The following is a 21,562-nucleotide window of genomic DNA, read 5'->3' on the forward strand; positions in this document are numbered from 1 at the left end:
TATCAATTTTATAAAGAAATGCTTATTAAAAAATGCCATATCCAGGAGGTAGTGCAATGCAATCTGGAGCGGCCTATCAAAATTGGTATTTAGCACTTCTTATTTCGTATGCATATCTAGAACCCGATTTTATTATTTATCCAGAGGCATTGAGGTCTAAAACAGTTATTGTTGATGATATTAATGTAAAATCAAGATTTGGTAAAACAGTTTATAGTGCTAAGTTTAGGTCAAGTTCGAAAAGGTTACATTGGGACCAATCTAACCTTAATTCACAAGGGATTTTTAAAGAATTTAAAAATCAACACTCAGCAGACCCCAGTTGTAAAATGGTTCTAGTCTCTGAGAGTAATTGCTATTTGTTTTCAGAGGTATTTATGCGAGCTAGAAATGCAGAATTACCAAATCAAATATATGATGTCTTACAATCTAATTTTGCTATAGAACAATGGGAAGAAGCTAAACAATATTTAGATTATAATGATTTTCAATTAATCGAATTTGCTAAGAAAGTTGAAATGAGATGTTTACCTCTTGTTGAGATACAGAATCTTTTGAAGCATAGGTTTGTATCTGTAGGGCATCATAATGCAGTCAAAAACTTATTTTTCAATAAGGCTTGTGAATGCTCAAGCAATAAGACAAAAATTGATAAAAAGGCAATTATTAATTGGTTTTACGAGGAGATGATTGAATTTAATAATTAAAAAAATGAAACCAGAAGCTTATAGTAACAAACCACTAAATTTCAACTCCTTAAGCAGTAGAGAGTTTGAAGAGGTCGTATACCATTATTTTAATGACCAGTTAAAAAAAGGGTTTTATGAAGGTGTATATGATAAAGTTGAGCTCTCATCTGGTGTGGCAGAAAAAGGAGCTGATGTTATGTTGTTTTACAAGGGTAAGATTGAAGGTGTTGTTCAATGTAAAAAGTATAGTAAAAATATAGATAGCAAAACTGTTTTATCAGAAATTATAAAGTTTCTCTTGCATCATCTAAATGAATTAGATACTAATAAAGGTTCATCATCATCTTTGATAAATGATATTGAATCATTTACATATTACATAGCAGTCTCAAAAGATTTTACTCAAAACACAAAACTTCTACTAGCCGATTTTAATAATAAATGGCAATCAACAGATATTAGGCCGCTTATTGAAAATGAATTAAAATATGTGAAACTTGATAAATTAAAAATAGAACAGGTACACCCTAAAGTAGAAGGTTTGTTAAATCAATTAAATGTTTTATCACTTAAAGCTATTGATTTAGACCTAATAATACGGTCAAATGTAGATATAATTAATAGATATTTTTATGTTATTCAATTTTCAACTGATACTTATAATCATAAAAGTGAAAATAGTAATAATATATTATTATCAAACGCAGAATTAAAAACGAAAGCGAAAGAAATTTCTAGGGATATTAATCGAGTTAAAACATATTTTGGGAACAATGAAGATTTAGCTATTATAAGACCAGAAACACAGGAAATATATAATTGGATAAACAAGAAACTTAAAGATAATGAGACTAATATAGCAATAGTTGCTGGTAATGCAGGTATGGGTAAATCTGTTGTTATTTCTCAATTATATAATAGATTAGATAAAGAAAGAATACCAGTAGTTTCGCTAAAAGCAGATAGATTAACATATAATACTTCAAAAGAGTTAGAAGATGCATATGATTTAGGTATAGGTTTCAAAACCTTTTTAAATCAATTAATAGATAATGAGCAATATGGTGTTTTACTAATTGACCAAATAGATGCGCTCTCTCAAGCATTATCTTCAGATTTAAAACCGTTGAAGTTTTACGATAACTTAATTCAGAAGTTTATAGGTAATCCTAGGGTTAAGATTATTGTGTCAACTCGTATATATGATTTAAACTATGACCCTATAATATCAAATTATAAAGGTAAGCGAAACTTTATTATTAGACCATTAGATAAGTATACACTTAATAATATAATAGATAAATCAGGGATTCAAGATTATAATAAGTTTAGTGATTCTTTTATTGATTTAATATCGGTTCCTCTTCACCTTGATGTATTTCTAAAAGTATATACATCAGATTTACATACCGATGAAATTAAAAGTTTGCAAGATTTGTATTCAGTATTATGGCGCGATAAAATTATCGGAAATAGAAGTTTTAACACAGTAAAGGTTGATTATTCTAAAGTATCGAATTTGGTGTTTGAACTAGCTTCAAAGATGTATGAAATTCAGCAAATCAATATAGACCAAAGGTTATTTGAAGATAAGTTCTCTGAAGAAATTATCTATTTAAGAACCGAAGGAATTATAAACACTACAGATAAAATTGAATTCTTTCATCAGTCATTTTTTGATTACGCTTTTGCCAGAAATTTCACCAACGAAAATAAAAATCTAACAAAGGATGTTTTAGCTCGTCATCAAGGATTATTTATACGTTCAAAAATTAAGCAAATACTTAATTACAGAAGAAGTGTGGATGAACCTACTTATTGTAAAGATATCAAGGAATTAATTCTACACGAAGATATTAGATTTCATATTAAATTATTAGTCCTTCAGCAAATAGCATTTCAGCAACAACCACTTGTTTCAGAACAAGATATAGTAAATTTAATTGTTCTACCAAACACTAGTTTGAGTGATACATTTTTATCTCTTTTTATGGGAGAGGGTTGGTTATACTTTTTTATAGAAGAAGATATTTTTCGGAAAGAATTACAAAAGGATACTGATGTCATTAACCGTAAGATTATTAATGTTTTTAGACGCTTTATTTTTATCGACAACGGCAAACCTTTACTTGAATATTATCAATCTTTAAAAGATTCTGCTTCTAAAGATGAGTTGATAATTGATTATTTATGGAATGTTAATGAGCTCAATAATTCTCTAGCTATTGAACTAATTGAAACTGTTCTAAAGCGCAAGCCTACTTATACAAAAGAGTATTGGTATTATAGAATTTTAGAAAACACTATTACTAATTTTCCTAAGTGGGTAAAAAAACAAATACTATCCAATTTAGATATTAAAAAAGGTACAGATATCAATGATGAAAGTAACTATTTTTATTCAAGAAATCATAATAGTCAAGTTTACGATACTTTATGGGAAAAACACCCTGACATTGCTTATGAGACGGTAAAAGCTATTATCAAGGAAATAATAGATAAAAGATGTTATGATAGTAAAGGAGATATTAAATCAGATACAGCTTACTTATTATATGATAGAAAAAATAATGACCTATATAAACATCACGGTCAGCTAGACAAACTTCAAAATTATTTAGAAGATAAATACAAAATTAGCCCCGACTTTGTAAAAACGGAAGTTAAGGAATATCTAAAGTCTAATTACATAACTGAAATTATAATAGGTTTTAGTGTAATTTTTAAATACACTAAAGAATTCAAAGAAGAAGCTTACAACTTCTTTTTAAACTATGATAAGTTGTCCGAAGTATATAGCATAAATCAATATTTAAACTATATAGTTTTAGAAGTTTTTGGAAGGCTATATTTATTATTAGATTGGAATGAGAAAGAAACTTTAAACAAAGATGTAATCTCAAATTTTCACAAGTCTTATGAATTAAGGGTTTTTAAAAACGAAGACGGAGTAGTTAGAAGAAATAAATTTTATGGTATTGGTAAATATGAACTACTTACCTCCATAGTCAATGCGGGAAGTGATTTAAATGAGTCTTTGTATAAAGAGTATCAAGAATTAAAACGAAAATTTGGTAGTATTGAAAATAAAGAACCAGAAGGCGTTATCGTGCACGTAAACAGAGACCCATTAAATGCTCAATATGATAAGTTTACTTTAGATAATTGGAAACAAAGTTTCAAAACATATACTATCAAGAATAAAAAATTTGATAGTTGGAATCAACCTACAGAATATGAACACGGTAGAAGATTTGTTGATGTCGTATCTCAAAATCCATCTAAATTCATAAACTTTATTGAAGAAATCATTGAAGATTTAGATGTTTCTAATACGTATGTTGTGAAAGCGTTAGAAGGTTTAAAAGAAGGAAAATTACAAACAGAAAAACTAATAGAATTATTCTGCAAAACAATTATAACTAGAACATTCGAAAAAGAAAACACTTTATATCTTATATGGCTCACAAGATATTTTTCAGAGAATGAAAAAACTGATGATAAAGTTTTTAGTTACCTAGAACAAAACCTTTTAACAGGAGATGAAGGAAGGGATAATTTAAAAGATAGTTTGTCTACAGGTATCAATTCAGTTCGTGGTGCAGCAGCTAGTGCTTTAGTAGATTATTCTTTTTCAAAAGAAAGCTTTGATTTTATTTGTAGTTCTTTAAAAACTTTAGCTAATAATTCTAAGCCATCTACTAGAGCAGCAGCTCTATATAAAATGCAATATCTATTACAACACGGTAAGGACCAAGTGATGGAATTATTTTTAGAGCTAGCAAATGATTTTCATCCAGACATCTTAAAGGTATCTATTAATCCTCTACAATATCTCATCAATCATAATTTTGAAGGATTAATTCCATTTTTTCAAAATGCTATTAAAGTACAAGAGTCTAGTACGGAAATTGGAAAGCTTATTACAATAGCTTATTGTAGAAGTTACAAAGGTTCAAAACCTCTAGTAGAAGAATTTTTAAAGCTTAATAAACCAAATACAGTTATTAGGACAGCATTTGAATTCGTAGAAAACGAAACTAAAATTGAAGAAGCATTATCTCTAATTGAAAGATTCTATGATAATGAGGATAAAGAAATAGGGGAAATTTACAATCGAGCATTTTTTCATATAAAACCGAGCTTATTTTCTCAGCTTAAAGATTTTCTTTATCAATACGTTAATTCAAAAGTTGGCAAATATAGAGAACACCCTTTTTATGACTTTTTATTAAAGTCTTGTAATAAACATCCTAAGGATTGTATAGCTCTTGCCAGTAAATTCAATAATCATAATTCACCTGATATTACAGAACGAATGTTGAGAAATGAGCCTTTACAGGTTATAATAAGTGCATATAATGCAATGAGAGAATACTATAAAACTAATGAAACTTTAGAAAGCGCTATGGATGTATTTGATGACATACTTCAAAATAAAGATTATAGAGATTCATCGGCTTATCAAATAATTAAAGATATAGACGCTTATTAAGAAATAACAAGAATTGCTTTTGACTTTTACTATTGTCATAATTCTGGATATAACTCTTGAAACAATTCATCAAACGAGTAATAGGTTTCAACCTCTTTTGAATAATATTGTTGCAGTTTTTTTTGGAAAGAACCCTTCTTATCAATTTGTATGAGTTTATCAAATAACCCATATTTTTTAAAAATACTCTCAATATATTCCCAATATTCTGGATAGTGTTGAATAGCATTATTTGCAAACATTAGCCAACTTTCTTGTGAGTACTTGTAACCTATAATCTTGTTTTGAATACAACTTTCAATTATGCAAAGTGCCATTTGATTTCTATATTCGAAAAGTGAGTAGTAAAGCCTTTTTTGACTAATCTTATTTGCCAGATTACATATTGTTATAATTCTTTGAGTTGTGAGATTTTCGCTCAAACCGTAATGTTGTTCAATTATGGTTTCGTCATTTTTAGAGAATTCGAAACCACATTCAAACAACAGTTTGATAAATTCATATTTTTCGTAGATATCTTCGTTTTTAAATATATAATAGAGAAAGTTATTACCCTCTTTATCTTTTCTGTTGATATCTACTTCAATTTGATGAGATGCTAGAATGAATACTAAAAAATCATAATCATAATTTTCAGCCTCTTGAAACCATCTAAAAACACGTTGATTATTGTTTAAATCTAATCTATTGTTAAGTGCAATAATCTCACTCTCTTCAAAGTATCTCAAATCTGATTGAAGGCTTGTGAAATTTGATATAATTCCATTTTTTTCCTCAGCAATTTTCTCTAAAAAATTATGAATTTTATAAGCTATTCTTTCTTGCTCTTTCTTCACCTCCCTTTCTTGTCTTTTCTTCTTAATAATGAGCTCATACTTCTTTTGAATAGCTAAAACTTCTATTTTTTCTTTTAAAAAATTATGAAAATAGACCTCACAATGCTCTTCATCAAATGACAGCTTATTTAGGGCTATATCGACTTCTTGCCATTCATCATAAAATTCATTTGTAGAAGGGGAAAGCCTGGTTTGTTTAAACCTACAATTAAGTTTAAATTCTTCGATGGAATCGTCAAACCTGAAGTAATTTTGATGCTGTGATAAGTATTTTATGTCTTTCTCTGTTTGGGAGTTCCCAAGAACATCGAAATTATCAAGTATCCATATAAGATATATGCCTTGACTTTTATAAAAATCATACCTACTTAGAAGGTATCGTTGTGATAAATCGGATAATTGAATTTCGAAAACTAATTCTTTATCTTCATATTTACAATAGACGTCTGGCTTTCTCTTTTCTCCTTTATTATTAAAAATAAATTTATCATCAATATGAACTTCTTGTATGTCAGCGGTTTCATTCAGGAATTTACCAATCCTATTTTTTAGAAAAATATGCCTTTCAGATTCTTTACTTTTTAATGTATTGATAAAAAATTCTTTCTCCTTTGGGGTTAGTTTTTCATCTTTTAAAAAACAATATTCAGAATTTGGGAAATGTTTGAAATAAACTCTATCATATTTACTGGAGGAAACTGTTAGTTCTTTATCACATTCTAAACAATATGGGACGAATTCTTCTCTATTATATTCTGTCCTATAATTAAATCCAATTTCCCTGTTATTGAAGACTTCATCTGCATCAATAATTTCACCTGTTTCCTTATTAAAGGCATATTTTATGGTTCTTTCAAAGCTCACTATAGTTCTTCTATCTTTTCTTTATTTGTGCTATTGTCATTCTCAATCTTTCCAATAAATCATCATACGTGATAATGTCAATTACATTCTTGTACTGTCTTTTAACAACTTCAAAATCAATTTTCTGCTCAGGAGATAAATCATTTTCCCTTCCCATTATAATTAGTCCTTTAGGGTTTGTGATTTTAATCTCAAGACCTTCAGGCAATTCTTTTATTAGCTTTTCTTGAAGCTTTTTCTCTCCTTTTTCTCCCCATCTGTTCAAGTAGTATATGTACTTTTCTAACTGCATAACAGTTCCGGAGAGCTCTCTTTTTGGGATATAATTATTTCTATAGTAACTGTGAGACATTATAATATCATTTGAAGGTTTTTTTACCTCTATGATATCTATATGACCATTACTATCTACTAATAAGAAATCCAAAAACCTGTTTTTGAAATCAGCTTTTATATGAGTGCTCTTGAAAGCTCTAATATACTTTGGGTAAAGAAGTAAAATTATTTCAAGGATTTCATCTTGCCATTGGTCCTCATTGTAAGAACCAACATTATTCAACATATCTTCTAATTTCTCAAGAATAGTAGTATGTTTTTCTAATTCATATTCCTGAAAAACTTTAGATAATTGTTTCCCTTTTTTACTTATTTTTTTATTAAGGTACCGATTAAACTTTGTTCCAATATCTGGTACATTTTCAAAATAATTTCTAAGTATTGTAGAAACTCTAGCTTCTGCATACAATCTCTTCTCGTAGGAGTTAGGGAAATCTTTTACAATCTGTATAAAAGCCTCATATGGTATTGCATTGTGATTGTTTCCTCCTATATAAATATCTTGATGAGCTAAATTTTCAATTTGTTTAAATATGGAATATTTGGTGTCCGCCAAAAAATATTTTAACTCCAAATCAATATCTTCATGAAAATAAATATCTATGCTTTCTACTAAAACATTTTTTATGACCTTGAAGTAATCCTCATCCTTTTTTGCGAATACAAATGATATGGGTGGGATTTCATCATCAAAAATGTCTTCTTCATTATATTCATTTGTTGACTCTTCAAAAACATCTTTGCTTTCAAAGTGAAATATTGATTTTATCGTGACATTTCCATCAACTTTTAAATCTTCTCTAACCCAATCTACATTGGCATAGTCTGAGCTATAAGTGAAAGTAATTTTTGCTTCTATTTTTTCAAAACTTATCATGCTTCTTTTTCAATGTCAATATTTCTTTTGATATCATTAATAATAATAGTTGATAATCCTAACTGGTCAAAATCTTGTTTTTTCAACCAATCTAGACATTCGTTTTTGGACATTTTAGACTCTGGAATAAACTCTGATAACTCTATTACGGTATTTCTGGATAACCCTATAGATAGCATTGAAAGATGAGTTTTTTGAGATACACCAAACTCTAACCATAAGTTTAATTCAGGAATGTTGGATTCTAGGTCATGCATTCCGTTGAGTTCTAAAAAATATCTTAATATATCTATATAGCAGCCAGAGTCTTTAGCAAATCTAAATCTAACAAAGCTTTCTACGTTGCTCATGACTTCTCTAATAACAATTGGTAAAGTTTTGTTCTTTTTATTGTTTTTTTGATATGATTTATAGCTGCTGGCAATTAAAAGAGAGAGTGGTCTACCACGCATCCAATTCACAAGTAAAATAGCTCTTGAGAAATTTAGCATTGGTGGATAATTTGAAATTGTTTTCCCCATTCTACCGACTAATTTTGTATACTCATTAACTGCGTTTTCATCTTCTGGATATACAGGTATCAACTCATCAATCCTATCAATGTTTTCATTAAAATAATCATATAACTTTTGTTGAGCAATCGGAGAAATTCCTGGATTTCTTTTTATTATATAATTTGGAATTAATATTGTTGGTTTTATTTTTAAAAACAGATTTTGCAACTCTTCATGAAAAGAAGTTTTTAATTTAAAATCATTATTTAAAAATTTGATGTAATAATAACCAAAAGCAAATTCTAAATCTTGTCGTCCTTCTGCAATGTCTCTTGGAGTGTCATTTTCTATATAATCTATTAATTCTTGATAGTTCTTTTCAATATCATCTATAGCTCGTTTTATTAATTGCTTAGATTTGTTGGGGTTTGGTTTAATATCCCATTTTTGGGGATTTACACATATTATATTACCACTAAATTCTTGTCCCCATCTACCTGCTCTTCCAGCAAGATTCCAAAAATCATTCTGATTTAATGGTTTATTTTTTCCTCTACTTGGTTTTCTGATAAAAATAGACTTTGATGGTAAGTTTATGCCCTCTAATAGAGTAGATGTACATATTAAATATTTAATATGCCCTTCTTTAAACAGTTTTTCAACTTCTTGCCTAATCAATAGGGGCATGTTTCCATAATGAAAAGCAATACCCTTATCAAGTACTTTTACTAAAGTGTAATCTTTATGGATAGTCTTCTTTATTATTTTTTGAAGTTCGGTTATATAATTGTTTTTTTCAACATCATCCAATAAACCATAAAGCACCAATGCCTTTTTTTCTGATTCAGCAGCGCCATTAGAATAAATAATATTCCCACTTTGATTTCCCGAAATAGCATGACTCAAAAAAGTAATTATTTTTGTCGTATTTGTAGATGGTCTATCTTTTAAAACAATTTGTCCTAATAATATATTCTTATCTATTAAGCATAAATTCAAATTCCATTTATCGGATTTTCTTGGAAACTGTGTAGCATATATTAAATTTTGATTTACTGAAACAAATTGAGTATTAACCTTTTCCTTTTTAATCTTATTATCAACATTTTCAAGTAAAATTTCAGGATTTGATGTAAATGGGCTCGAAAAATAGACTTTAACTTTTTCATTGTTCTTTACTACTTCTTCAATTTTTTGTTGCAATAAAATTCCCCTGTTACCATCTTCAATTTTATGAGCTTCATCAATAATTAATAAATCAATTTTAATTTCGTTATCTATTAAAAACCAATGAAGCCTTTCTTGGGTAAACACAAAAACGTTTGAAGTGTTTTGCTCAATCTCATTTTGTGGAACAGTAGAGATATTGACGTTTTTGATATCATAGTCTTTAACTAAATTTCTTAAATCAAACTCTACTTGACTAATTAAAGCTCTTGTAGGTACAATATATACTATGTTTTGTTTTTTATTAATTAACTCTTCCACCAATATTGTGCATAGAATAAAGGATTTGCCAGCTGATGTAGGAGCAGAAATACTTATTGTATCCGAGCTTTCGTAGACATTGTGTACCTTTTTTTGAAACTTGTTCAGGTGAATTAATTTATCATTTACAAAAACTGAATTTTCAATTTGAGTTCTTGTTGACTGTATCTTAAACCCTAAGGGGAAGTGCTCTCTATAATTATTATCAATAAAACCTCTTTTAATTGCCAAATCAATTGCTGGTTTATTTGTTAAGTTGGATAGAATAATTGCAGACGCGCTTTTTTGGATATTAGTTGTTATTTCTTGTGAGATACAAGTTTGACAAATTCTTAATGCCGCATCTAAGTAAGTAGTATTATCTGAGTAGCTGAAAACAGAAGCTATTCCTAACATATTATTCCAATCAATTCTTTCTAATAGAAATTCCTTGTTTTCATTCCATATTAGATTTGGTATTGTTTCACAAACAGATAAAGCTATTAACGCATCATATTGTCTTTTAAAGCTATTTAAAGCATAGATTTTATCTGAAATCATGCTTTTAATGTATTTAAATAATACTTCCTGAAATCTTCTACAGAAGGGAACGGCATAAGAAAAACGTGAATTTCCTTTTTATCTAAACCAGAGTACTTTTTAATTTGTGTGGATATATTTATATAATGTTTTTCTAATTCTCTTAAGAGTTCTTTTTTTACTTCATCCATTGTTTTAGTATCATCTTCATACTTGTCAGAATCATAACCTATAAAGCAGATACCCTTGTATGTTAGTTTATTGGATAAATCATTATCCTTATCAAAATATGCAACTATTAAATTTTCAAAATCTTCATTGTTTATATTTTGATTAATATTATCAGTTATTAAAATTAAATCTCTCTCTTGAGTAGATTTGTAACTATAGGGGTCCAACAGATAACTGTTTAAACTTTTGAAACACTCAAGAAAAGCTTGAGATATATTTTTATACATTTTGGATTCACCCCAATATAAATTTAAACTTTTAGTTGAATCATCGTACTTGACATGAATTCCATCAGAACCCTGATAATGTAATTCCCCGGAAGTTTTTAATGACATTTTACTAATTAATTGAGGAATTTTTAATATTTCAATAGCGAGTATGTATAAAAGTAGTTCACCGCCCTCGCCAGTTTTATTTAGACTTGTAAATAATTCAACAGCTTGTTTTTTAAGTTTAACTATTTTAGAAGTAGAGCCAGTATCAGCAAGATACTTTTTGGCATCATCAATCTTTTTTTTAGGTATTGCGTAGTCTACTATTTTTTCATCTATAAAGTCTATTAAATCTTCGACTCTTAAATTTCCATTATTATCTCTTTTAACAGAATAACAATAACATTTTGCTTGGGTTTCTAAAACATTAACCTCAAAGGAAACTTTGTCAATTCTTGCAAATATTTCTCCTTTTGTTTCAATTAATAAGCTATCTATGGCCTTTTCTATTCTATTCATTTTTAATTCTTTTTAGCACAGACTCTATTACTTCCATTGCTATGGTTTCACCTTTTATTTCTTCATATATTTTTTCTGAGTACCATGAGATTAAAAGATTATCAAAATCGATTTCCAATGTTCTAGATAATTTTTTTAATTGTTCCTTGGTTGGCCTTCTATCATTGTTTTCAATCTTACTTATAAGGGCGGTATCTACTTCAATTTTTGAGGCAACTTCTCTTAGTAATAAACCTTTCTTTTCCCGTCTTGCTTTTAATAGTTTTGATAACCTCTCCATTTGTCAATATTTTTCTTGTCATAATTTGTCTAATTTACAAATAAAAAAATTAATAATGAGATTCTTACAATTTCTGAAGCCATGAAAACACCTCATGAAATGTTTTAATTAGTAACTCCTTTAAATTCCTAACCACCTCAACAAAAAACTCCTTCATAATCCCGTGTTTAAGAAATTAGTAACTCCAATCAAAACAGCCAATGCCATAGACCTAATATTTCTAGGTTTCAAAAAATAATCTGCTTCATCGGTATTGGTTACAAATCCCAATTCTACAATAACCGCTGGACAAAATATTACGGTTTTACGTAACACTCGAAAATTAGCAAACTTCACACCTCGTTCTTTAAACCCTAGTTTTTGAGTACTTTCATTCAGTACTGATAAACCAAGTACTATAGATTCTTCGATATTTAAATTATCAGAATTATGTACATACACTTCTATTCCCTTAGAATAAGTTTGAGATGCATTGCAATGCAAAGACACAAACACATCCGCTTTCAAACGTTTAGCCAATCGAGTTCTATCTGATAAAGAAATTAAGGTGTCTTTATACCGAGTTAGATAAATGTCAAACTCACTATTCAAAATCGTTTTATTCAGGCTTAAAATTTCCTTGGCAACATTAAAAACCACATCTTTTTCTTGAATATTATTTACACCAATTGCACCAGTATCTTTTCCGCCATGTCCAGGGTCAATTACAACTACTTTTTTCTGACCAAAAATGAAGCACATTTTCAGTAGTAAAATCACAAAACTGACGTTTTGGAGCATCTTTTTGAATTTTATTTTCATAATCGAGTGGATTTTTTCTATCAATTTTCATAAGATTTAAACCCCTTTGTTTTCAATTGAAATCAAACGAATTCAAATAATATTATTTACATAAAATATTGATAATCAGTTATTTGAATTCAAATATAATGTATTTTTCATACTATAAAAATGAAGCAAAATTTAAACCATTTTAGCATGAAAAAATCACTCTTTTTAACCGCCTTGTTACTTTTTATTTCAAACACCTTATTTGCACAAATTGGAGGTATTGAAGATTCTGTAAATGATGTTTCTGATACCATAAGAACCATTTTCCCAATCATATTGGGTGTCATCTTTCTAATAGGTTTCCTATTCAATGCAGGTCATTTCTTTGGTGAAAATGCAGACCTCAAAAAAGGAATTACCAGAGTATTGGTATTTGTACTTATCGCTGGAGCTGTGGTTGGCATCTTTACCTACCTAATCGGTATCGTAGTGTAAGTCGCTAAGCGACATTAAGTATGAATGGATTATGAAAAAATACGAGGTCTATAAAAATATTAGAAAGCGAGCGGTGATTATGGGCTTACCTATTTCACTGTTCGCGCTAATGATGACATCCGTTATTGGTTCATTATTACTCATCATTTTTTCTTTTAGTTTTTTTGTAATCATCTGCGTATTTGTCGTCAATGCAACTTTATATGTAGCATTAACACACCTCACTAAAAATCCAGCACTCTTACACTTAAAAAAAGTGTTTCCACAAACCATCAGTAACAAAAAGGTAACTCCATTATATTATGAATAAGATTAATCTGTCCGCATATCATCCTATTTTAGATATCAAAGACCATACTATTTTTGCCAATAATGGGAATGTAGTATTGGGTTATAAAGTTGATTTTCCCGAAATATATTCCTTATCGGAAAACGACTTTGAAGATATGCATGGGGCTTGGTTTCAAGTCTTTAAATCGTTACCCGTAAGCACGGTTATTCATAAGCAGGATATTTATCAAAAGACGGCTTATGATGCGAAGACTATTCCAAATGATAGTTTCCTGGAAAAGGCTACTAATACCTATTTTAAAGGAAGAGAATATATTGAACACACCTCTTATCTGTTCTTTACACTACCTATCAGTAAGGCTTTGAATGCTTCCAAGTTCACGAATCCTTTCCGCAAAGTTCAAAAGGGTATTCATAAGAAAATAGACCACAATGTAACCGAATTTATCGCTTCGGTAAACGATGCTGTTTCCTTTATCAATAATAGTCGAAAGGTGTTATTGAGACCATTAAATCAGAATGAGATTCTTGAACTGACCAATACCTACTTCAATGGATTCAATGAAGGCTTTGATACGGATATCCAATTGAAAAAATCAAATGTTGAAATCGGAGAAAACTATTTTGATGTCTTGGCTGTAAATAACGAGCTCTGTTTTGGCGATGTGGTACAGAGCAGTAAAACCAATGATAAATTTACTTCAGATGATTTCGTATTTCATCAAGGGTTTATTGACGGATTGGGATTAAATCTCAATGAAAACCATATCGTCAATCAAATTATCTATTTAGATGATAAGCAAAAATGGCGTAAGCTACTCGATAAGAAAATTGAAGAACTCAATAAGAGTTCCAATTTCGGAACACAAAATAAAGTCATCTTAAAAAAGATTGAAGACATCGTTGCTAAAATCAATGAAGATGATTCCTCTAGAATCATTCGAGGGCATTTGAATGTTATTTTTTGGTGTCCAGAAGCCGGACATTTAAGTAATATAGCTTCAAAGATAAAAACCGAATTCAAGGAACTGGATATAGTTCCATATTACCCAAAAGGAGAAGAACGAAAGCACTATTTCCTGAATTCCTATTGTTGTTTTACATCCAATTTTTCTAATGAAGATTTGTATGTAACCGATTTAAAACACGCCTTATGTTTGTACATCAATAACAGTAATTATAAGTCAGATGCAACAGGAATCATCTTTAATGACAGGCAACATAACATTCCAGTTTTAAAGGATGTTTGGGATGAGCGAAAGAAACGTATCAAAGCTAGAAATTTCGCCATTTTTGCACCTACTGGTGAAGGCAAATCCTTTTTAGCAAACAATATACTTCGGCAATATTTCGAGGCCGGCGTCCGGCTGGTGATTATTGATTTGGGTGGCTCGTATTCTAAGTTCGCAAAATTGTATCCGGATAAGCATATTATTCTTCGCTACGAACAAGGAAAGAATCTTGGTATCAATCCTTTTTATATTTCCCGAGAAAGTGACCTTACACCAGAACGGTTAGAAGATTTAGGCATTTTCCTATTGGAGCTGATGGCTTCAGGAGAAGTAGCTACCAAAGCCGAGGAAGTCGCTATCAAGAAAGTGTTATTACATTACTATAAAAATATCCGAAAAGGACATTCTTTGGCTTCATTATATCAATTTATCGATGATAAAAAAGATACACTCATATCTGAACTTAAAATTCAGGAAGACTACTTCAATATCTATAACTTTTTACACATCCTATCAGAATATGTAGACGATGGTTTGTATAGTTTCCTATTCAACGTAAGTGAAGACCAAACCTACAAGATTGAAGACAAACGATTGATTGTTTTTGAACTCGATGAAGTCAAGGACAACAAGGAAATCCTTTCAGTAATGTTGAAGCTGATTAAATCGGCAATACAACGCACTATCTGGAGAAACAGAGCCGAAAAAGGCATCATTCTGTTTGATGAGTTTGCAAAACAACTCAAATTCGCAAACGTGCTAGAAAGTGTAGAATTCTACTATCAAGCCATTAGAAAACAGAACGGAGCTATTGGTATTATACTTCAGTCCATAAATCAGTTGCCTAATAATTCAACATCGGCAAGTATTCTGGAAAACACCCAAGTCGTGTATAGTCTTAATAACGAAAAAGGATACGAAGAACTTCAAAAACGATTGAATCTTTCTAGCCATGATTTAAACCAATTAAAATCCATTAGAAACAATCTAACTGGAGCAAGAAAGTATACCGAAATGTTTATCAAGATTGGAAAGGAAAGTAACATTTTCCGATTAGAAGTTCCAAAGGAGGTCTACGCAGCATATCTCACAGACGGTCAAGAAAGCGACCGCATAATGCGGATTTATGAAAAAACAAATGATATGGAAGAAGCTATAAATACATTCATAAAACAACAGCCATAGGCTGATTTAATATTAATCTTTAAAATAAATACTCATGAATAAAAAAATCAAAATCTTAGGGATAGCGTTAACCTTTGCCCTTTTAATGCCAGCAGGCGCTGCCTGCCAAGGAATGCCGGTGTATGATAACACCAACTTTATCAGTTTTGCAAAATCTTTGATTGAATCTGCAAAACAGACCTCACAGTTATTAAAATCAGTTGAATTTTTAAAAAAACAGAAAGAGAATATCGAGAAGGTAAACAATGTCATAAAACAATTAAAGGCGGTGCGTGAATTAGCAAAGAACAATCAAAAGCTATTTGATATTGTACAAGATGATTTACGAGAGATTCTCAATTCACCTTACATCAAGCCAGATGAAGTTAATCGGGTTTCGGAATCCTTTAATTCTATTATTGAAAGTTCTTTAGAAGGTTTGGAATTTATCGACCAGGTACTTTCTAGTGATAATCTAAAAATGACAGATGCTGAACGTGCCGAAGTCCTAAAAGCAAAAGAACTAGAATCCAAAGAAATGGTAGCAGAAATTGAAGCTAAAACTAGACGTTACAGAGAGATTATTGCCTTTAGAAGAATGCAGGATAAAATCAACAACAGAGAAACCAATTACTAATGGCAGGCTTTTTTTTAGGCATAGGGTTAGAATATATTGATGCTGTTTTTACCACCATCAAGAACAGCGATTTTTCTCAGTACACCATTACTGGAATGAAAACGCTAGCCATTCTGTTCTTTCTTATTAATATCCTAAAAAAATACAATGAAGGTGTTGCCAATAATGAAGGATATACTTGGGGACTAACACCTTCAGAATTAGCAAAGAATTTTGCAGTCATTATTCTAGTCATTTTTTCCACACAGGTATTGGGTGTTTTTGATAGCGTTTTAGTCGCTATTGAAACTCAATATCGAGACACGGCTCCTGCGCTCCTTCCGTTACAAATGCAAGATATCGATTTGGAACAGGATGTGGGCGCACTGGAAGCCGCCAAAAAAGCATTGGCTATGTTATACGAAGCTTTGGTTACACCTTTATACGGACTCAAAGTATTGTCCTTTATTATTGGGAAGTTCCTCTGGTTGCTAGATTTATTCATCTACCCTTTGTTTCTAGCAGAACGCTATTTCTTATTAGGAATCATGCAGGCTTTTTTCCCTTTGGTAATCAGTCTAGCCGTATTCGAAAAGTTCAGAACACTAGCCTACAACTTCTTTAAACTCTATGCAGGAGTTTATATGCTAGTGCCTGCCTTTTTTCTAGTGAATGTATTTGTAAACAATCTCTATACAGAAATCAATACTAATTTCTGGTCCGATTTATTCGGAACAGATTGGGGAAGTGACTTTTTTGCACCCTTACTAGAATTTGGCTCAATAGGATTCATCGTCTTACTCAAATTCAAGCTTTATCGTAGAGCTACATCTTTTGTATTTAAACTCTTTAGCGCCTAATCCATTATGAAAACACCTTATAAAAATATTTACAACATACTGAAGCTAAATCGTTTCATTGTATTAGCAGTCATCACCGCAGCTGCTCTTACTTGTATCATTTCTGTGGTACTCGTTGTAAAACTCCATAAAGAAACGGTTAATAATGCCTTTGTGGTCAATACCGATGGTCATGTAATTCCGTTAAAACTGGTTTCTCAAAAGGAAAATTTAGAAGTAGAAATACTGGCATATTTAGAGCTTTTTCATACCTATTTCTATAACATAGATGCCAGTAATTACGAAAAGAATCTAGAGAAAGCTTTATGGTTAGGCAATAGTTCCGTGGATGCTTTGTACAGACAGAAAAAAGCAGATGGAGTTTACAATCGTTTATTGCAATATTCATTGGTTCAAAAGGTGCTTAAGATTGAATCTAGAATCGATATACAACAAGAACCGTATCGCTTTGAAACTACAACCGTTTTTGAAATTAATAGAGGTTCAATAACAGACACTTATGAATTAAACACTACAGGAAACCTTATCCATGTAGACAGAAACTTCCCAAAAAACACCCACGGATTGTTGATGACCAACTTTTTTGAAAACACCCTTAAAAAAATAGAAAATTATGAAGCCCATAATGGGCATTAAAATAACAAGATTATGAAAATAGAGAAGAATAAAATTGTCTTTGCAGCAGTCCTAATATGTGTGGTGCTTTTTATTGGGTCGTACTCAGTAATCATGCTTGGCGAAGACGAAGAACCGACCATTGAAAGTAACCAAATTCCTGTTCCTGAATTGGAAGGCAACCAGAAAGAATACGAATCTAAATTAGAGGCTATAGACGACCTAAAAGAAGTAAGACAGACAAATGCACCAAGCATCTACGATGAGCGCTTATTGGATTCGACAGGTGTTTATGACCCTGATTTATTAGATAAACAAAAGATGCGTATTGTGGATAGTATCTATAATGAAGGACGCATTAGTTATTCCGATAGAAGTTTTAGAAAATCAGATACTGAAATTCAACTTGGAACAATTCAAAAAGAATCTACATCTCAAATTGAGGAAGAAAATACTCTTACATCAAAAGAATTAGCCTTAGAACATCAACTGTTTTTTGCTTCCAATCCGTTAGAAAACGAAAAATTAAACTCTCTAAATACAGATGCCATGATTTATGTTCGAGTTGATGGCACACAAACGGTACGAAACGATTTCCGTTTACAAATGCGTTTGACTAAAGGCGCACTAATCAACGATGTTTCAGTTCCGAAAAATGCACTCATATATGGTTTTGTGAGTTTTAAGCCCAATCGAACCATCATTAATATTGAAAGTATAAACCATCAACCAGTAAGTCTAAAAGCTTTTGACCTTCAGGATGGCAACGCAGGTATTTATGTAGAAAATAGTTTTAGAGCTGAAGCCAGACAAGAAGTTGTGGGAGATATTGTGGATGACATCAATATAGTGGGAGTTCCACAAGTAAGCGGTATTAAGCAGATATTTCAACGCAATAATCGAACTGTAAAAGTTACCGTAACCGATAATTACAAACTCATTTTAAAACCAACACTATGAAAACCTATATCATCCTTGTAATAACAATTTGTTTGAACTACTTAGCAGCACAACAGTCATTAGACACTATTTATGCTAATGACAAAAAAAATGTTGCGTTGTTTTTTCCTGACCCAATTCGCCAGGGCATAACAGGTGCTGGTAATTTTGTGTTTACTTATAACCGAGAAAAAGAGCAATACTTTGGATTGCTACAAGCAACTCCAGGAACAGAAAGTAATTTATTGACAGTAACTAAAAATGGTCAAGTCTATTCCTATATTTTGAAGTATAAAGAACAGCTTTCTCAACTCAATTATTTTATCAATCCAAAAGAGAGTATTGGAAACGAACTACCAGAAAGGATAAAAGAAAAGCCTATTACTCAACTGCAAAGTCCATACGCAAACAGAATCGCTTATTTCCAAAAATTCAGTACATATTTACTAAAATCAAAATATGAATCCATTGCAACTAACCGGGAAAAGGGTATCAAATTGCAATTGCAGAAAATGGTTTATAATGCTTCTGAGGTTTACTTGGTTCTTGAAATCAAAAACAATTCGGAAATCAATTTCGAGATTGACTATCTCAATATTTATCGAACAAATGGAAATAAAAAGCGCAAGGCCTCTTTTCAAAGATTAGAACAGAAAGCAATTCATCAATATCAATTACCCAATGAAGTCAAAACAGGAGAAAGAAAACGATTTGTTTATGTGCTTCCAAAATTTGTTCTTGGGGATAATGAGAGGTTACACATTCAATTAAAAGAGTTAAATGGGAGTAGGAAAGTTATTTTGAAAAACTAAAAATGCTTATATTTTTTTAAATTTGTTTAAAAAAAACATAAGCATTGAACATAGAAAATTACTCGAAATATGATTTTATATTGAAAAATATAAATCAACATATTGAATTAAATCAATCCGAGATTGATTTTTTTTGCTCAATTTTAGAGTTTAGAAAATATAAGAAGAAGGAACTTATTTTATCACCAAATAAAATAGCTGATTACGAAATCTTCATCAATAGCGGGTATGTGAAATGTTATACTATTGATGATAAAGGAGGTGAGCACATTTCATTATTTGCTATAGAAGGCTGGTGGACAGGAGATTTATACAGTTTTATTACAAGCAAGCCTACTATTTTTTTTATTGAAGCTTTAGAGGATAGTGAGATTATTTTTCTTTCTAAAGAACAAAAGGAGTTACTTTATAAAAAAGTACCAAAGTTTGAACGTTTTTTTAGGATACTGTATCAAAATTCACTTGCAAGTCATATAAGAAGGGTTAATCAAGACATTTCTCTCACTGCAAAAGAGAAGTATTTAAACTTTAAAGAAAATTACTCTGCAATAGAACAAAGAGTCTCTCAAAAACACTTAGCATCATACCTTGGAATAACTCCTGAATTTTTAAGCCTATTAAAAAAAAGATTATCACATAAGTAGTTTCTTAATCTACATTATTTTTTTGTTTTACATATAAAGTAACCTTTGTTTCAATTATATTATTGCAGTATAAAGAAAGTGGTAGTACTTGGAATTAGTAATAATTGAATCAAGATGAGAACAAGGCATTTTATAAAAATATTAGCAAGTATTAGTTTTATGATAGTACTGCCCTTGAGTTGCAGTAACTCAAGTGACAATAGTAATGAGGAGGGTTTTCCTGAGAAAATAAATGAAGGTTTAGTTGGAAAATTATTTCTTGGCGGAATTGGGGAAGGTTGGATAATGAATTTAACTACAGGAGAATATAGTAGAATACCAGGAGTAGATTGGGAAAACAAAAATAAAAACTTTCATAGCATGGCAAATTTTAGCGCCTATCCCATTGAATATTCTAATGATGAATTTTTGTTAAAAATAAGTCATTGTAAACGTTCTAATAATCCAGATTATCCCAGTTACTTTAGGGATTGCCTCGGTATTTATAATGATAAAGGAAACTTAATCGAAAGTAATACTATTTTTGAAGACATTTGGGCAGAACCTAAGCTATCAAGGGATGGTCAAAAAATTGCTTTTTTCTATGACAACGAGGTAGACGGGATAGCCCCCGCCTTAATAGTAACAACAAGAGAATTTGAACCAATTTCCGGATTGCAAATAGAAGGATATAATGTCGCATCATCCTTAAGCTGGTTACCTAATAATAGCATTGTTTATGATAGGCAACAAGGCATATATCTTACCAATGTAGATTTTTCTTCCTCTCAACCTATAATTGTTTTTAATGAAGAACAAGGGCAACCCAAACAGGTAACAGTTAGTGCAGACGGTAACAAGATAGCTTTTGTTTTGCAAACTGATGCTACATTTAGAACACGTACTGCAACACTCTGGGTGGCTAACATTGATGGCACTGGATTAAAACAGTTAGTACATGTATCCAATGGACAAAGACCAAGTTTTGAAAACCCTACGTGGTCTCCTGATGGGAAACACATATTATTCACCCATGGACATATTGCCGCAGCAACCAACATCGATTTGGGACTTAAAGGAGGCGCATATGTAATTTCATCTGAAAGCGATAATATTTTGTTAACTGACGATAATCCAGATATTGTACATATTCAATCTCATTTTGGAATGAAACAAAATCGTACAAATACCAAATTAACAACAGATTTCTCTGTAAAAGGAGGAACTATGGCTTGGTTGCCAAATTAAATGGTAGTGTTGGTTATGGATTTTATAGAGGTAAATTGATTTTTAAAATATGGTTT

Annotated in this window: 18 protein-coding genes; 12 read left to right on the plus strand and 6 right to left on the minus strand. The window is 30.6% G+C overall.

All coding sequences use genetic code 11. The features are described 5' to 3' along the window. Positions 1-32 precede the first annotated feature (32 nt). Together UH1x_RS11340 and UH1x_RS11345 are read left to right on the plus strand one after the other, a co-directional pair. On the plus strand, positions 33-707 hold the full coding sequence (locus UH1x_RS11340; RefSeq protein ID WP_482621790.1) for a hypothetical protein: 675 nt from the start codon (positions 33-35) through the stop codon (positions 705-707). 4 nt (positions 708-711) lie between these two features. Continuing rightward, the gene (locus UH1x_RS11345) at positions 712-5,184 is read left to right on the plus strand and encodes a restriction endonuclease (RefSeq protein WP_482621791.1); all 4,473 of its coding nucleotides are present in this window, start codon (positions 712-714) and stop codon (positions 5,182-5,184) included. Between the two features lie 35 nt (positions 5,185-5,219). Here the strand turns inward: UH1x_RS11345 and UH1x_RS11350 are convergent, their stop codons facing one another. The 6 genes from UH1x_RS11350 to UH1x_RS11375 all read right to left on the minus strand — a co-directional run bounded on the left by UH1x_RS11350 (position 5,220) and on the right by UH1x_RS11375 (position 12,641). Then, the gene (locus UH1x_RS11350; RefSeq protein ID WP_482621792.1) at positions 5,220-6,884 is read right to left on the minus strand and encodes a DUF6035 family protein; all 1,665 of its coding nucleotides are present in this window, start codon (positions 6,882-6,884) and stop codon (positions 5,220-5,222) included. Positions 6,885-6,894: 10 nt separating this feature from the next. Next, a complete protein-coding gene (locus UH1x_RS11355; protein ID WP_482621793.1) occupies positions 6,895-8,097 on the minus strand; it encodes a Shedu immune nuclease family protein in 1,203 nt (400 codons plus the stop codon). Continuing rightward, positions 8,094-10,619, minus strand: a complete 2,526-nt coding sequence (locus tag UH1x_RS11360; RefSeq protein WP_482621794.1) for a DEAD/DEAH box helicase — start codon at positions 10,617-10,619, stop codon at positions 8,094-8,096. The genes UH1x_RS11355 and UH1x_RS11360 overlap by 4 nt, the downstream gene beginning before the upstream one ends. Next, entirely contained in the window at positions 10,616-11,560 is a 945-nt protein-coding gene (locus tag UH1x_RS11365; RefSeq protein ID WP_482621795.1) for a HamA C-terminal domain-containing protein, read from the minus strand. Before UH1x_RS11365 ends, UH1x_RS11360 begins: the two co-directional genes overlap by 4 nt. Continuing rightward, positions 11,553-11,840: a helix-turn-helix domain-containing protein gene (locus tag UH1x_RS11370; RefSeq protein ID WP_482621796.1), complete on the minus strand. Its 288-nt coding sequence runs from the start codon at positions 11,838-11,840 to the stop codon at positions 11,553-11,555. Before UH1x_RS11370 ends, UH1x_RS11365 begins: the two co-directional genes overlap by 8 nt. A 153-nt stretch (positions 11,841-11,993) precedes the next feature. Continuing rightward, positions 11,994-12,641, minus strand: a complete 648-nt coding sequence (locus tag UH1x_RS11375; protein WP_482621797.1) for an N-acetylmuramoyl-L-alanine amidase family protein — start codon at positions 12,639-12,641, stop codon at positions 11,994-11,996. Positions 12,642-12,818: 177 nt separating this feature from the next. On the opposite strand from UH1x_RS11375, the gene UH1x_RS11380 reads away from it, so the two are divergent. From UH1x_RS11380 to UH1x_RS11425, 10 genes are all read left to right on the plus strand, one after another. Beyond that, positions 12,819-13,106, plus strand: a complete 288-nt coding sequence (locus tag UH1x_RS11380) for a hypothetical protein (RefSeq protein WP_482621798.1) — start codon at positions 12,819-12,821, stop codon at positions 13,104-13,106. Between the two features lie 31 nt (positions 13,107-13,137). Next, positions 13,138-13,416 (plus strand): hypothetical protein, encoded by a 279-nt coding sequence (locus tag UH1x_RS11385; RefSeq protein ID WP_482621799.1) that lies wholly within the window; start codon positions 13,138-13,140, stop codon positions 13,414-13,416. Beyond that, positions 13,409-15,814, plus strand: a complete 2,406-nt coding sequence (locus tag UH1x_RS11390) for a TraG family conjugative transposon ATPase (RefSeq protein WP_482621800.1) — start codon at positions 13,409-13,411, stop codon at positions 15,812-15,814. The genes UH1x_RS11385 and UH1x_RS11390 overlap by 8 nt, the downstream gene beginning before the upstream one ends. A 34-nt stretch (positions 15,815-15,848) precedes the next feature. After that, positions 15,849-16,430: a TrbJ/VirB5 family protein gene (locus UH1x_RS11395; RefSeq protein ID WP_482621801.1), complete on the plus strand. Its 582-nt coding sequence runs from the start codon at positions 15,849-15,851 to the stop codon at positions 16,428-16,430. Next, positions 16,430-17,269 carry a hypothetical protein gene (locus UH1x_RS11400; protein WP_482621802.1) on the plus strand — a complete coding sequence of 280 codons (840 nt, stop codon included), beginning with the start codon at positions 16,430-16,432 and terminating at the stop codon, positions 17,267-17,269. The genes UH1x_RS11395 and UH1x_RS11400 overlap by 1 nt, the downstream gene beginning before the upstream one ends. A gap of 6 nt (positions 17,270-17,275) precedes the next feature. Further along, a complete protein-coding gene (locus UH1x_RS11405; RefSeq protein ID WP_482621803.1) occupies positions 17,276-17,905 on the plus strand; it encodes a conjugal transfer protein TraK in 630 nt (209 codons plus the stop codon). A gap of 12 nt (positions 17,906-17,917) precedes the next feature. Further along, on the plus strand, positions 17,918-18,844 hold the full coding sequence (gene traM / locus UH1x_RS11410) for a conjugative transposon protein TraM (RefSeq protein WP_482621804.1): 927 nt from the start codon (positions 17,918-17,920) through the stop codon (positions 18,842-18,844). After that, positions 18,841-19,635 (plus strand): DUF4138 domain-containing protein, encoded by a 795-nt coding sequence (locus UH1x_RS11415; protein WP_482621805.1) that lies wholly within the window; start codon positions 18,841-18,843, stop codon positions 19,633-19,635. The genes traM and UH1x_RS11415 overlap by 4 nt, the downstream gene beginning before the upstream one ends. A gap of 44 nt (positions 19,636-19,679) precedes the next feature. After that, positions 19,680-20,279, plus strand: a complete 600-nt coding sequence (locus UH1x_RS11420; protein WP_482621806.1) for a Crp/Fnr family transcriptional regulator — start codon at positions 19,680-19,682, stop codon at positions 20,277-20,279. 159 nt (positions 20,280-20,438) lie between these two features. Next, positions 20,439-21,506 (plus strand): TolB family protein, encoded by a 1,068-nt coding sequence (locus UH1x_RS11425; protein WP_482621807.1) that lies wholly within the window; start codon positions 20,439-20,441, stop codon positions 21,504-21,506. Positions 21,507-21,562 lie beyond the last annotated feature (56 nt).

Source organism: Maribacter sp. UH1 (assembly GCF_056839145.1).

What these genes read in the sequence shown, in the direction of transcription:
- UH1x_RS11340 (WP_482621790.1), top strand. Translation starts at nt 33, where the DNA reads ATGCCATATCCAGGAGGTAGTGCAATGCAATCTGGAGCGGCCTATCAA.
- UH1x_RS11345 (WP_482621791.1), top strand. Translation starts at nt 712, where the DNA reads ATGAAACCAGAAGCTTATAGTAACAAACCACTAAATTTCAACTCCTTA.
- UH1x_RS11355 (WP_482621793.1), bottom strand. Translation starts at nt 8,097, where the DNA reads ATGATAAGTTTTGAAAAAATAGAAGCAAAAATTACTTTCACTTATAGC.
- UH1x_RS11360 (WP_482621794.1), bottom strand. Translation starts at nt 10,619, where the DNA reads ATGATTTCAGATAAAATCTATGCTTTAAATAGCTTTAAAAGACAATAT.
- UH1x_RS11365 (WP_482621795.1), bottom strand. Translation starts at nt 11,560, where the DNA reads ATGAATAGAATAGAAAAGGCCATAGATAGCTTATTAATTGAAACAAAA.
- UH1x_RS11370 (WP_482621796.1), bottom strand. Translation starts at nt 11,840, where the DNA reads ATGGAGAGGTTATCAAAACTATTAAAAGCAAGACGGGAAAAGAAAGGT.
- UH1x_RS11375 (WP_482621797.1), bottom strand. Translation starts at nt 12,641, where the DNA reads ATGAAAATAAAATTCAAAAAGATGCTCCAAAACGTCAGTTTTGTGATT.
- UH1x_RS11380 (WP_482621798.1), top strand. Translation starts at nt 12,819, where the DNA reads ATGAAAAAATCACTCTTTTTAACCGCCTTGTTACTTTTTATTTCAAAC.
- UH1x_RS11385 (WP_482621799.1), top strand. Translation starts at nt 13,138, where the DNA reads ATGAAAAAATACGAGGTCTATAAAAATATTAGAAAGCGAGCGGTGATT.
- UH1x_RS11390 (WP_482621800.1), top strand. Translation starts at nt 13,409, where the DNA reads ATGAATAAGATTAATCTGTCCGCATATCATCCTATTTTAGATATCAAA.
- UH1x_RS11395 (WP_482621801.1), top strand. Translation starts at nt 15,849, where the DNA reads ATGAATAAAAAAATCAAAATCTTAGGGATAGCGTTAACCTTTGCCCTT.
- UH1x_RS11400 (WP_482621802.1), top strand. Translation starts at nt 16,430, where the DNA reads ATGGCAGGCTTTTTTTTAGGCATAGGGTTAGAATATATTGATGCTGTT.
- UH1x_RS11405 (WP_482621803.1), top strand. Translation starts at nt 17,276, where the DNA reads ATGAAAACACCTTATAAAAATATTTACAACATACTGAAGCTAAATCGT.
- traM (WP_482621804.1), top strand. Translation starts at nt 17,918, where the DNA reads ATGAAAATAGAGAAGAATAAAATTGTCTTTGCAGCAGTCCTAATATGT.
- UH1x_RS11415 (WP_482621805.1), top strand. Translation starts at nt 18,841, where the DNA reads ATGAAAACCTATATCATCCTTGTAATAACAATTTGTTTGAACTACTTA.
- UH1x_RS11425 (WP_482621807.1), top strand. Translation starts at nt 20,439, where the DNA reads ATGATAGTACTGCCCTTGAGTTGCAGTAACTCAAGTGACAATAGTAAT.